This is a genomic window from Aeromicrobium sp. P2_G6 (genome assembly GCF_056403535.1).
On the sequence record NZ_JBFUFH010000003.1, the window covers coordinates 476,656 to 488,967 of the forward strand.

The window sequence follows — 12,312 nt, forward strand, 5'->3', positions numbered from 1 at the left end:
GCCGTCCGAGCAACCTTCACGGTCGTGTAGGGGTAGGTTGTGGCGGTAATCGTCGCATCGGCAAAGAAGTGGCTCGTGGTCGTCGCAGTCCGATAGGGCGATACCGTTCTGAAGCCCAAAGGGACGCGAGCCGCACCCGGAGTCCCGGTGTTGTTGAGTGCGCACGCATAGACCGTGGTCGCGTTGCTGATGACGAAGACCGTCCGCCTGACCCCAGAGGGAAAGAGCTGTCCCACGAACTGTTGAGTGGTCCCGGCGGCACCGACCGTGCCGCCCCAAGACAGCAGCAGTCGAACCTGGGTCTGACGGGAGTCCGGTGAACCCTACGATCAGATCACCACAACAATCGCGCAGTCACGGCACGCAGCAGGCGTCGTGGCATCGAACGCACCATCGAACAGGGTTGGCCAGGCGGGCGCGAACTCGCCACAGGCGGTGAATACGCTTCCAAGCTCACGAGCGTGAACCATCCCGCCCAGCACCCATCCGGCCCCATGCTCCATCTGCACCAAACGGCGACTCGATGAGGTTGGGAACCACTCGTCATCGCCAGCGTCACGCCTGTCAGCCATGGTCATAGAAGCCCTGGCCGATCTTCTTGCCGAGCAGGCCTGCGTCGACCATGCGGTCGAGCAGCGGCGGCGGTGAGTAGAGGGGTTCTTTGAACTCGTCGTACATTGCCTTGCCGATCGCTTTGACGGTGTCCAGGCCGATCAGGTCCGCCAACGCCAGCGGCCCCATGGGGTGACCACACCCTAGGACCATGCCGCGGTCGATGTCGGCGGCCGAGGCGTACCCGGCCTCGTACATCCGAATCGCACTCAACAGATACGGCACCAATAGGCTGTTCACAACGAAGCCGGCCCGGTCCGTCGCATCGATGGGCTTCTTGCCCAGTCCGTCGGTAACCCAGGATCGCACCCGTTGCAACGTCACCTCGGATGTGGTTAGCGACGGGATCAGCTCGACCAACTGCATTACGGGCGCGGGGTTGAAGAAATGCACCCCCATCACATAACCCGCCCGCCCGGAAACTGCACCGAGCTTCACAATGGGGATCGAGGACGTGTTCGATGCAAGGATCGCGTCATCCTTGGTCAGCACGCTGCCTAAGGTACGGAACAGCTGAAGCTTGATCTGCTCGTCCTCGGATGCAGCCTCGACAACGAGATCGCGGTCGGAGAGGATCTCTAGATCGGTCTCGAAGCGGATAATGTCGAGAACACTGGCCACCCCGGCGGCCGCGAGCTTGCCGCGCGCCTCGGCCTTCCGCAGTGACGCCTCGACCCGCTCAGCGGCGGTCTTGGCGGTGTCGTCGCCAACCTCGATCACCACGACGTCCATACCCGCCAGCGCGGCGACCTCGGCGATGCCCGCCCCCATCAGGCCACCACCGATGACACCGACCTTTTCGATCATATGCCGGCGCCCGCTAGAGCGCAGGAAAGAGACGCGCGTGCCTCGTCATACTCGGCCGTAAGCCGGTCCACCACTTCTTGCGCTGATCCCACGTCTCGGATTGCGCCGATTCCTTGACCGGCCCCCCAGATGTCCCGCCAGGCCTTCGCCTTCTCGGAGGAGGTTGTATCTCCCGACCCGAAGTTCATCACCGAAGGATCGGATGACCCGAGATTGTCCGGGTCCATGCCTGCCGCCTCGATGCTGCCACGGAGGTAGTTGCCATGAACACCGGTGAAAAGGTTGCTGTAGATTACGTCGACCGCTCGGCTGTCGGCGATCATCCGTTTGTAGGCGGGTACCACCCGAGCCTCGTGCGTAGCAATGAAGGCCGAGCCGACGTAGGCGAAGTCGGCGCCAGCCGCCTGCGCGGCGAGTATCGAACGACCGTGAGCTATAGCTCCCGACAGGAGTAGTGGCCCGTCGAACCAACTACGAATCTCTTGGATGAGGGCGAACGGCGACTGGGTGCCCGCGTGGCCACCGGCACCTGTTGCGACCGCTATTAGTCCATCGGCACCCTTGTCGATTGCCTTGCGCGCGAATTCGTCGTTGATTACGTCGTGAAGCACGATGCCTCCGTACGAGTGGACCGCCTCATTGACCTCGATACGAGCACCAAGGGAACTGATGACAATCGGAACTTGATGCTCGACGCATACCGCCAAATCTTCCTGTAAGCGCGTGTTGGATCGATGCACGATCTGGTTGACCGCGTACGGCGCGACCGGACGATCAGGATTGATGACGGAATACGCCTTGAGTTCCTCATCGATTTCTGTGAGCCAACGCTTGAGCTCCGACGCTGGCCTCGCATTCAAAGCAGGGAAGGAGCCGATCACGCCGGCCTTGCACTGAGCCGCGACTAGTTCGGGGCCAGATGCAATGAACATCGGCGAGCAGACAACGGGCAGTGTCAGAGGCGCAGAAAGTATCGGCGGCAGGGTCACGAAATGTCCTTGGTCTCTCGAGGTAGTGGCAATAATCCCAGATAAGTACTCATATACGCAACACTTTCCCGCATTCGGTATTTCACGCTACCCCGGTCCATGCCGTAGGGCCCTGGCCCGGCATCTGCGTGACTCGCCTCCATGGCGACCTCGCTCGTTCCCTAGGCGCTGCCGAGACTGGCACGACTGCCATTCGTGTCCGTTGCGCGGGAGTCTTTCGAAGCCCTCACCTCGTCCATGGACGAGGTGGCCCGCGAGTCCGGACCCGGATCTGACATCCTCATGGTCGGCAGAGCGAGGCGAAGTAACCGCGACCCTAATATTGCGCCGCAAGGTCGTCGAAACGAATTACGCCCAGACCATCGACGATCTTTAGGTCTCAACGACGGACAAGTTCGTGAAGGGATGAGGACAAGCATCTAGTTGAGCGCTGATCAATCGGCTATTCGCGGCGGGCTGGCTCGAGGGACTTCGCGAGACAGTGGCGCGCTGCCTCATTCGCGCCGATGGTGGGCCGCTGCTTGGAATTCTCGAGCCTGGCACCTCAGCCACCAATCGGCTCACTGCTGGGTCACACCGGTACGTGCAGACCTGAGGAACGTGAAGAAGGGTGGCACGCCGATGTGGCACTGCACCTCGTCCGATGCATCAGCAGCGCCCGGGATGCTCACGCCCCTACAAATCGATCTTCCGCCAGGCGCGTCGTGAAGCTAAGGCGCTTGAATTTCCACTCGCCGTCGACCTTGACGTACTCGTCGTCGTAGCGCAGGAAGAACCACTGAGGGCTGCCGTCGGCGGGGTTCCACGGTCCCAGGATGTACCAGACTCCCGTGGCTCGATCGCCATCGACCTCGATCAGCGGATTGACCATGTTGTGCTGCGAGAGAGTGAACATCGGTCGGAACTTCGAGAAGAGCTCTTTGATCTCGGCATGACCGCGAGCAGTACCAAAGTCGGCACTCTCCCAAACGCCGTCCTCCGCGAAGACGCTGTTGATCGTCTCGGGGTTGTGCAGATCGTCGCAGATATGCGCATATCGCACCTTTAGCTGCTTTATGGCCTCGATGTCTTCCAGGCGTGTGATGCGCGCTTCGAGATCCGCGTTACTCATTGTGTGACTCCCTTGTCTTGTGCTGTCTAATTCGAGGCTTGCCGCCTGGCACGGGCCAGATGTATCCGCTAAACGCCGCGACGAACTGAGAGTGCCAGGTGGGCCGTGATGACCCACCTCAGAGTCAGCCCCACGCTTCAACTCGAAGTACACGAGGCTCGACCGAGGTCATAGATGAGACTTGGTCCCTCGTCCAATTGTGATGCCGTTCACAGTGGAAATGTTGACACATCTAAGCCCTTTTACGCAAGAAGGTCATTCGGCATTTATATACGTATATTTTCCTCTGTTCATCACGCGGAAGTTGGGCTGCGATTTCTAGACGCCGGAGGGGTCAAGGAGCCTGCTGTCGGGGAAGTCTTCACGTCCGCACGCCTCGCAAGGCAGCGTCCCTGACCGCAACGCACCAACCCCATCGCTACCGGACGTCGCATTCCGATGAGTGCAGCACGAGCCAAGGGCGCCGAAACATGAAGTACTCACGGCGAAACGGGATTGTCCCACCGCGAATCTCCAAGCCTGTTGGGACTTTGTTATAACAAGTCAACGACCCACAGTCAGTCCTTCCGGCGAAGTCGATGGGAGGCCAACTACCGTTGCCACGCGCAGGCTGACCCTGACCGCTAGCGCCCCGACCCACCAAGCTCGTTACGGCACGTGGAGCAGACTCTTCCGTCTGACACGACCACCTCTCCGTCCCACTGAACCGGCCAGTCCGAGCAGTTTCGTCCACAAAGCGTCAACACCGAGAGACGTCGACGGACGTGCAACTCCGGATCTCCGGGGTACATTCCGGTTCCGCGTCGTGCGACGATCTGCCAGTCGTCCGTGCTCACAGTCGCTCCATTCACGCCGAAACGTCCTCGAAGACGGCCGGGACGACTCAGCATCTGCTGGAGCCAAAGGTGTTGGCGGACATTCGGCGTCCTCCTTTCCGACAATCGTTCAACGCCCAAGGAACACCGGGACGCGACTCTCTCCGGCTGCCACAATCCCCTCCGCGAAATCGCTGGTGCCGAAAAGCTTGACCTGTTCCGCGCGCTCGTTGACAACAGCGGATCGCATCGCACCAGCGAGATCGGCTCGCATAGTTCGACGGATCGCCCTCAGAGCTAGAGGCGCCGAGCGCGCTAGTTCACGCGCCAATTCATGCGCCACTTCGCTGCCGCGTCCCTGCTCGGCGATGCGATCACATAGACCCATCGCGAAGGCCTCGTCAGCGTTGATCGTGCGCCCTGTATAGAGCAAGTCGAGTGCGTTCTGATTGCCAACGACGGCCGGCAGCGTCGCCGTGCTGCCGAATCCGTGGTGGATACCCAGTCGCGCAAAATTGGCCGCGAGACGTGTCGTAGGTTCCGCGACCCTGAAGTCGGCGACCAGCGCCAACCCCAGACCGCCGCCGATGGCTGCCCCCTGAACAGCAGCCACGATTGGCAAGGGCTGCTCGACGATGCGGACTGCGGCTCCGTACAGGGCTTCGACGTCGTCGATCGGTGAGTCCGGGCTGCCGAACTCTGCACCGGCGCAGAAATGGCGACCGCTGCTCTGCAACACCACAGCTCGTGTTGACGACGACTCGGCAAGCTGCTCGATCGATCTGACCAGAGCCTGCACGAGTTCCACAGTGAAGTAGTTACGTCGCCCTCGTTCGAACTCAACAGTCGCGACGCCAAGGTCATCGACCTGGACGTTAAGCCTGAAGTCAGGCATCACATACCTCAATTCTGATCGTTCATGAAGTTTCGGGGCCAGTGAAAACACCGGGCACGACGAGACCGGCTCGTCGGTCGGTGGCCAGTTCGTCCCGGGCACCTAGTCCCGGGACGAACCGTCGCGTACTAGGGCGTTAGGCGTTGACGCGATCCGCGCCGAGCAACACGTACATGATCAGTGCAGGCTTGTCGGTGCGATTGAACCAAGCGTGCCGAGTTCCACGCTGGATGACTGAAGCGCCAGGCGTCAGTGACAGCTCCACGCCATCGTCAAGTGCGAGAACGAGCTCACCCTCGAGGAGAATGCCGTAGTCGACGGTGTCAGTCGTATGAAAGCCATCGACGTCTTTTGCGAACACATCGAGAAGGCCCGGAAGTTTACCCTCAGCATCGGCATACGCAGCCGACTGCTGCTCTTCAGTCGGCTCTGGCGCGTTCGCGGCTTCCGCTGAGGGAGCAGGCGGCCAGCTACAGAACATGAACCGAGTACCCCCGGGGCCGGGAAAGACCGGGGAGAAGGTGTAGTCCGAGGAGCCTTTGCCCGTAGTCAAGGCTCCGTCTGGCGTGCCCCACGTGAGCCAGAACTGGGTGTCTCCGAGCGCGGGCGTGGTCACTACCGGGGTCGGCTCGTCCTTGACGATGACGGACTTGCCAGAGTTGTCGATTCCAGTCACGATCGTGCGAAAGTTGAAGTTGCTCATGTGGTGCTCCAAAGGTGTGGGTGAACGCGGTGTTCACAAAGTCATAAGAAGAATTCAAGTGCCGGCTGATGCGCCGAAGGATCGCTCTGACCACTCACGCGCATGGTCGAGCAGGAGCTCACCGAGTGTGTCGAAGCGCCCTTCCATCTCTGCACGTCGCCCTAGAAGGCCGACCGCAGCTACCACGATCCCGTCCTCGCGGATCGGCGTCGCGATTCCCCAGTACTCCGGCCCTACGAGTCCTTTGCTGGTTACCAGGCCGCTTTCACGAACTTTTGGTAGCTCGTGCAAGAACTCGTCAACGACCGCGCTGTCGGCCTCACTACTGCGACGGAGGATCTCGTGCATGTCTCGGTCGTCCATATGGGCCAGGAGGGCTCGGCCTACCGACGTCCGGAGCAACGGCCGAGGTACCCGGCTCTCTGCGAGATACGCATACCTCGGGTCGTTCGTGACGTGTTCGATGTAGAACGCCTCGCCACCTACGACAATGCCAAGGAGGATCGTCTGGCCGGTGATCTGGTGGAGTACCTCGAGGTCGGACCGCCGGACTGATCGCACGGGTGGCCGTTGCGCCAGCATGTTCAGCACATACGGCGCCGGTCCCAATGTGTATCGCCGGGCTCGGCGCGTCAGATACCCCGTCTCGACTAGTCCTCCGACCAACGTCTGCACCGAACTCACTGGTGCCGAGCAGCGATGAGCAATCTCGGTCAGCGACAGCCCCGCTTGCTCTCGGGCCACCATCTCCAGGATCTGCGCCACCCGAGCCACCATCCGATGCTTGGGTGCCGTGGGGTCGATCTCCTGGCCGCTGTCGTCCGGGGTAATCATTGAGGTGCCTCCTGCACTCACCGGGAGCCACGAGTACTCACCGCAGCCGGTCCGGTCCGGCATAGATCGTCTTGTACTCGAGGTACTCGTCGATCCCTTCCGGCCCGTACTCGCGCCCGATCCCACTACCTTTGACGCCACCGAACGGCGCGCCCATGTCGAGAGAGTAGTAGTTCACGCCGAAGGTGCCTGTGTGGACCCGCCGAGCCAGATCCAACCCGTACTGCTCATCCTCGGTGAAGACAGACCCGCCCAGCCCGAAGATCGTGTCGTTCGCCAACCGAATGGCATCATCGACCGTTTCGTAGTCGATGACGGCAATTACAGGGCCGAAAACCTCCTCCTGCGCGATGCGGCTCCTATTGTCGACATCTGCGAAGACCGTCGGCTGAACGAACCATCCACGGTCGGTTCCGGCGGGCCGATCCGTACCGCCGGTCACCAACTTCGCACCTTCCTTCACTCCAATGTCGATGTAACCGTTGACTCTCTCGCGGTGGGCCTTGCTCGCCATGGGACCGAGTGTCACCGTGTCGTCAAGCGGATTACCGACGCGAAGCTCTTGGGCGTACGTCACAAGCGCATCGATGACTTCTTCCCGACGTTCGCGCGGAACGAGGATTCGCGAATTCGTGGTGCAGGTCTGGCCGCCGTTCTTGAAAACCGCGGTGTCCATCGTTGCAACGAATCGGTCGAGGTTGGCGTCCGGCAGGATGATTGCAGCTGATTTTCCGCCGAGCTCCAGCGAGAGCCTCTTCATCATGGGCGCCGCAACGGCGGCAATGCCTTGACCTGACGGGGTGGATCCAGTGAAGGCAATCATGTCGACTTCGGGATGGGCGACCAGTGCTCGACCAGCCTCCGGATCTCCCACAACGATATTCAGCACACCGGCTGGGAGACCGGATTCGACCGCAGCGTCAGCCAGAGCGTAGGACGACAACGCCGACTCCAGCGGTGGCTTAAGGACGACCGTGCACCCGGCGGCCAACGCAGACGCGATCTTGCCGATCGCCATCAACAGCGGGTAGTTCCAACCGATGACGGCAGCCACCACGCCCACGGGATTCTGCTGGACGATCGAGGATCCTCGTGCACTTGGCCGCCTTGTCTCGAACAGATGCGACTGTGCGACGCCAGCCATCATCTCAAGAAACGCGACTGAACCGTCCACGTTTGCCGATCGGGAAAGGGAGGCGATGGTTCCGATCTCGCGGCTTAGGAGCTGCGCCGTTGAGTCGCCGCGGAGTTTCAAGGCGTCAGCGAACGAACGCAGCATTTCAGCACGCTCCGGCCCACTCGTGTCGCCCCACGGCCCGGAGTCCAGTGCCAATCGAGCCGCCCGAACTGCGCGATCGATGTCGTCTGCAGTGCCGACCGCATAGGTGCCGAGATTCTGCTCGGTCGCCGCCTCCAGCTGTGTGCGGCTGCTTGCAGAGGTGGGTTCGCACCAGCTCCCGTCGATGAAGAAGTTCGGGCGGTCCAGCTCAAGGTCTGCGCTCATCGGTATCCATGCTCCTTCACGTGATCGGCCCCTGACGAACCCTGTTGTTTCACCACTGACGCAAGCGCCAGCCTGGTTGCCGCTGTTGATGACCCCAATGTCTCGGCGGGGCCCGCGGGAAGTGGGGGGGTGCGACTGAATGACATCGGAAGCCCGACTTGTCGAAGTCGACCAAGGACGGGGTGATCCACATCCTCGAACAGACCACTAGCCCGAATCTGTGGATTGCTCATGGCGTCAGTGACGGTCATGACCGGCGCTGCGGGGATGTCCGCATCGTCCAAGATCGTGAGCCACTCGTCTGTGGTCCGTGCCGGCAGGACGTCGTTGACAATCTCGTAGAGGAAGTCGATATGGTCTGTCCGCCCGCTGATTCCAGCGAACCGGTCGTCCGCAGCCAGGTCTGGCCGGTTGATGAGGTCGAAGAATCTCTGCCATTGACCGTCCGTGTACACCATTACTGAGATGTACCCATCGGCCGTAGCGTATGGGCGCCGGTGCGGTGAGTCCATGCGCACGTATCCCGGGGGGCCTACAGGCGGGTCGTACACCGTGTCGCCCTGCTGATCCATGGCCATGAAGGCCACGAGCGTCTCGAACATCGGGACGGACACGGACTGACCGAGTCCAGACTTCTCCCGCTCATAAAGTGCGGCGAGAATCGCGCCGACCGCGAAAACTCCGACCGTCTTGTCGGCCACTGGACTACGAACATACGCAGGGGGGCCTTGTCGCCCACCTTGGGCTGAAGCCAGGCCACCTGCAGCCTGGATGATGTCGTCGTAGGCGGGCTTGTCTCTCCACGGACCTCGCTGGTCGAAACCATGCATCGAGCAGTGCACCAGACGTGGGTTGTCTGCAGACAGGTCTTCGTACGAAAGACCGAGTCTCTGGGCCGTTGTGGGCCGCATATTGTGGCTGAAGACGTCAGCTTCGCGGACGAGCGACTGCAGCACCGCGAAGTCTGCTGGATCCTTCAGGTTGAGCTCAACGCTCCTTTTTCCCCGGTTGAAATTGACGTACATGCTGCCGAGACCCACACCGGAGCGGTCTCCGATGAATCGTGCGACGTCACCACCGGGACTCTCGATCTTGGTCACCTCAGCGCCCATTTGTGCGAGGAGTAGCCCGCAGTACGGGCCCATGAGCGTGGTTGTCAGATCGACAACGCGAACTCCTGCGAGGGGACCAGCGCCCGTGGCGGTATGTGGCTGCTGACGTCCAGTCAGCGTGGCGAGGACGGGTTGGCTGTGGTCGGGCGCCATACTCATGCGCTCCTCAATCCTTGTGCGATCGCTGGCCAGATGGAAGGTCCATCGAGTTGTGCTAGTTGACTCCCGAGTCGGCGTGCCCAGTAATTCTCGGAGCCGTACTCGTCGCGCCAGCTCCACAGACGTCGTGTCAGGTAGCCAAGCTCGTACTCCCGTGTCATTCCCATGGCTCCCGTGGCCTGGTGCGCATGGGACGCGACTACACCGGCGGCTTGCGAAGCCACGATCTTGGCTGCGGCGACATCGAATGGATCGAGCGCTCCCGATGTCGCCGCGTTGAGCGCCGCAGTACGAGCGGCGATGCGGATAATTTCGACTTGCTCGGCCATAGTGACCAGATGCGCCTGCACCGCTTGGAACCTGGCAACCGGCCGACCGAATTGATGACGGTCTTGGGTGTACTGGACCGTGATTTCAAGCGCTCGCGCCGCGGCTCCCGAGATCAACGCCACGCGGGACAGCGCTCCGCGCAGGACGAGCGCTTTCGCAGTGACCTCGGCCGGCACTGGAAGAAGAGCGGCCGGGACATCGCGCAGCACCAGGGCGTCGCGCGGTTCGCCAGCGATATTCGTTCCACGCTCGATGGAGCACTCGCTCGGGTCGAGTAGCACGAGACGTTGTTCCTGGGCTCCGACCAGTAGAGCGATCTTGTCCGCCTGGGAGGCCCATGGGAGGCGGTGAACCACGCCGTCGAGACGACCCAAGGGGGACACTGTGATGCCTTCGGCAGGTGCGGTGGTGACCATCCCGGCCGGCAAGGATTCCTTCACGGACTCGAGCAGCCAACCACCCAGCAAGCTGGATTCCGCTACGGGAACAGGGGCACTGTGGCGCCCCACTTGCTCCAAAACCGCATCGGCGTCTGCAAGGCTGCCGCCCGAACCGCCGACGTGCTCCCCCACTGAAACTGTCGTGAATCCGTTGTGGTGCATGGCGTCCCACAGCGAAGGGGCCCAACCGTCAGCTTCAGCGGCTGCTACGACGTCTAGTGTGGCGTGCTTGTCCAGCAGGTCTTGGACAGCCGTTCCGACGACTGCCGCGTCGCTCGTCAATTCCTTCAAGGTCATTTCGTTACCTCAGGCCCTTTGCTGCGACACTTCGCAGTACTTCTGTAGTGCCGCCCCGGAGCGTGAATCCAGGGGCTGTGGCAATTGCTTCACCCAGCAGGTTCTCGAACATGTTTCCCGAGGCGGGATCTACCTGCCGGTCGGCAATCTGACGCAAGGACTCGACGCTTTCCTGCTCAAACAGTGTGCCGACGTCCTTCACTAGCGCGGCCTCGATGGCCGGGGCCTCGCCACGTTCCAGGGCACGCGCCGTGGCCAGGCCCAGTTGCCTGATCGCCCAGAGCTTGGCCGCGATCATGCCGGCGCTGGCAAGTTCAGCGGCGCCGAATGTCGGGCCTTGTTGCTCAAGACAGGCTCGAAAGAGCGGAAGCGTGCTCAGGTAACGGTCCGGACCGGAACGCTCGTATGCTAACTCAGACGTAACCTGATGCCACCCGTCGCCGATGGCTCCGAGCACTCGCTCATCCGAGACGAACACATCGGTCATGACGACCTCGTTGAAGTCATGCCGCCCGTCGATGTAGACGATCGGGGAAATCACCACACCAGGCGCGTGCAGGTCGACGATGAGCTGGGACAACCCACCGTGTCTGTCATCCGAGGCCGACGTTCTGCACAACACCACAGCGAAGTGGTTGAGGTGTGCGTTAGTCGTCCACACCTTCGTGCCATTCACCAGCCATCCACCGTCCACCTTTGTCGCGCTGGTGCGCACGGAGGCCAGGTCTGAGCCGGCATCCGGCTCGCTCATACCCAACGCGAACCAGCACTCACCTGCAGCGATACGCGGCAGAAAATACTCCTTCTGCTCCTGCGTTCCGAATGAGAGCAGGGTGGGCGCCGTCTGTCGCTCCGCGACCCAATGGGCACCAACAGGCGCACCAACGGCAAGTAGTTCCTCGACAACAATGTGTCGCTGCACTGCAGTCGCTCCGGCCCCCCCAAATGCCACGGGAATACTCATGCCGACCCAACCCTGACGCGCGAGATCACGGCTGAACTCAGGGTCGTGTAGTCCGGCCAGACCCATCCCCGGCCGATGATTCGGGCCGAGACGCTTGCTCAGATAACGCCGCACCGAGACCCGAAGCCGGTCCTCGTCGGCGCTCAGCGCTGTGGGCGTGAAGGCCATCCGTCGCTTCCCCAATCTGCCGTCGTCCGACTGCTCTTGACTCTCGAAGCCGGCTCATCGCCGCGTCGACTGAATGCCTCGAAGTTACCTTTCGACACCTGCATTGCGCAACTAATTTCGTACATACATTTTTTTTATGTCAACGAGATCGCATTGATTCCGGCTTGATATCATGCGGATTACTGCAATTCCGGGCGATTTATCAGCATGCTTAGTTTCCTTATTGTACTTTCTACGTATATAAATATGAGTCTGCTCTATTGTGTTACATGTGTCGCGTGTCATATGGTCCTGATCACATTCGAGTGTTCGCCCGTGAGATCGCGAGCACTTGCACCAGGGGGCGCGTCCTCCAGGGGCCAGCGCCGACACACATGAGAGGTCAGATCCATGACGACTACCGACACGAACACACCCGTCACGACCGCGTCGTCCACCTACGACGTAGTGATCGTGGGAGCCGGGTTCAGCGGCACCTACCAGTTGAAGAACTCGGCTTCTCGACCATCTTGTTCGATCTTGTTCGAGAAGAGCGACGGGCTAGGCGGCGTGTGGAACCTCAACCGCTACCC

The 12,312-nt window shown here is 61.3% G+C and carries 10 protein-coding genes and 1 pseudogene; 1 reads left to right on the forward strand and 10 read right to left on the reverse strand.

Features of this window, described 5'->3' with window-relative positions; genetic code table 11:
* Positions 1-564: 564 nt before the first annotated feature.
* From AC1DVU_RS13240 to AC1DVU_RS13285, 10 genes are all read right to left on the reverse strand, one after another.
* Positions 565-1,419: a 3-hydroxybutyryl-CoA dehydrogenase gene (locus tag AC1DVU_RS13240; RefSeq protein ID WP_476922909.1), complete on the reverse strand. Its 855-nt coding sequence runs from the start codon at positions 1,417-1,419 to the stop codon at positions 565-567.
* Entirely contained in the window at positions 1,416-2,408 is a 993-nt protein-coding gene (locus AC1DVU_RS13245) for an NAD(P)H-dependent flavin oxidoreductase (protein ID WP_476922910.1), read from the reverse strand. The genes AC1DVU_RS13240 and AC1DVU_RS13245 overlap by 4 nt, the downstream gene beginning before the upstream one ends.
* 667 nt (positions 2,409-3,075) lie before the next feature.
* On the reverse strand, positions 3,076-3,519 hold the full coding sequence (locus tag AC1DVU_RS13250; protein ID WP_476922911.1) for a nuclear transport factor 2 family protein: 444 nt from the start codon (positions 3,517-3,519) through the stop codon (positions 3,076-3,078).
* A gap of 945 nt (positions 3,520-4,464) precedes the next feature.
* Positions 4,465-5,229 carry an enoyl-CoA hydratase/isomerase family protein gene (locus AC1DVU_RS13255; RefSeq protein WP_476922912.1) on the reverse strand — a complete coding sequence of 255 codons (765 nt, stop codon included), beginning with the start codon at positions 5,227-5,229 and terminating at the stop codon, positions 4,465-4,467.
* 136 nt (positions 5,230-5,365) lie between these two features.
* Positions 5,366-5,932, reverse strand: a complete 567-nt coding sequence (locus AC1DVU_RS13260) for a cupin domain-containing protein (RefSeq protein WP_476922913.1) — start codon at positions 5,930-5,932, stop codon at positions 5,366-5,368.
* A gap of 54 nt (positions 5,933-5,986) precedes the next feature.
* A complete protein-coding gene (locus tag AC1DVU_RS13265; RefSeq protein WP_476922914.1) occupies positions 5,987-6,766 on the reverse strand; it encodes an IclR family transcriptional regulator in 780 nt (259 codons plus the stop codon).
* A 37-nt stretch (positions 6,767-6,803) separates the two neighbouring features.
* Positions 6,804-8,270, reverse strand: a complete 1,467-nt coding sequence (locus tag AC1DVU_RS13270; protein WP_476922915.1) for an aldehyde dehydrogenase — start codon at positions 8,268-8,270, stop codon at positions 6,804-6,806.
* Complete coding sequence (locus tag AC1DVU_RS13275) at positions 8,267-9,541, reverse strand: CaiB/BaiF CoA transferase family protein (RefSeq protein ID WP_476922916.1); 1,275 nt, start codon at positions 9,539-9,541, stop codon at positions 8,267-8,269. Before AC1DVU_RS13275 ends, AC1DVU_RS13270 begins: the two co-directional genes overlap by 4 nt.
* On the reverse strand, positions 9,538-10,608 hold the full coding sequence (locus tag AC1DVU_RS13280) for an acyl-CoA dehydrogenase family protein (protein ID WP_476922917.1): 1,071 nt from the start codon (positions 10,606-10,608) through the stop codon (positions 9,538-9,540). The genes AC1DVU_RS13275 and AC1DVU_RS13280 overlap by 4 nt, the downstream gene beginning before the upstream one ends.
* A 4-nt stretch (positions 10,609-10,612) precedes the next feature.
* Positions 10,613-11,740, reverse strand: a complete 1,128-nt coding sequence (locus tag AC1DVU_RS13285) for an acyl-CoA dehydrogenase family protein (protein ID WP_476922918.1) — start codon at positions 11,738-11,740, stop codon at positions 10,613-10,615.
* 390 nt (positions 11,741-12,130) lie between these two features.
* Here AC1DVU_RS13285 and AC1DVU_RS13290 point away from each other — a divergent pair.
* Positions 12,131-12,312 (forward strand): annotated as a pseudogene (locus AC1DVU_RS13290) (hypothetical protein); the annotation flags it as partial.

Bases quoted from the DNA above. Each gene is read 5' to 3' on its own strand.
- AC1DVU_RS13280 (WP_476922917.1), bottom strand. From the start codon at position 10,608: ATGACCTTGAAGGAATTGACGAGCGACGCGGCAGTCGTCGGAACGGCT.
- AC1DVU_RS13270 (WP_476922915.1), bottom strand. From the start codon at position 8,270: ATGAGCGCAGACCTTGAGCTGGACCGCCCGAACTTCTTCATCGACGGG.
- AC1DVU_RS13285 (WP_476922918.1), bottom strand. From the start codon at position 11,740: ATGGCCTTCACGCCCACAGCGCTGAGCGCCGACGAGGACCGGCTTCGG.
- AC1DVU_RS13255 (WP_476922912.1), bottom strand. From the start codon at position 5,229: ATGCCTGACTTCAGGCTTAACGTCCAGGTCGATGACCTTGGCGTCGCG.
- AC1DVU_RS13275 (WP_476922916.1), bottom strand. From the start codon at position 9,541: ATGAGTATGGCGCCCGACCACAGCCAACCCGTCCTCGCCACGCTGACT.
- AC1DVU_RS13260 (WP_476922913.1), bottom strand. From the start codon at position 5,932: ATGAGCAACTTCAACTTTCGCACGATCGTGACTGGAATCGACAACTCT.
- AC1DVU_RS13250 (WP_476922911.1), bottom strand. From the start codon at position 3,519: ATGAGTAACGCGGATCTCGAAGCGCGCATCACACGCCTGGAAGACATC.
- AC1DVU_RS13265 (WP_476922914.1), bottom strand. From the start codon at position 6,766: ATGATTACCCCGGACGACAGCGGCCAGGAGATCGACCCCACGGCACCC.
- AC1DVU_RS13240 (WP_476922909.1), bottom strand. From the start codon at position 1,419: ATGATCGAAAAGGTCGGTGTCATCGGTGGTGGCCTGATGGGGGCGGGC.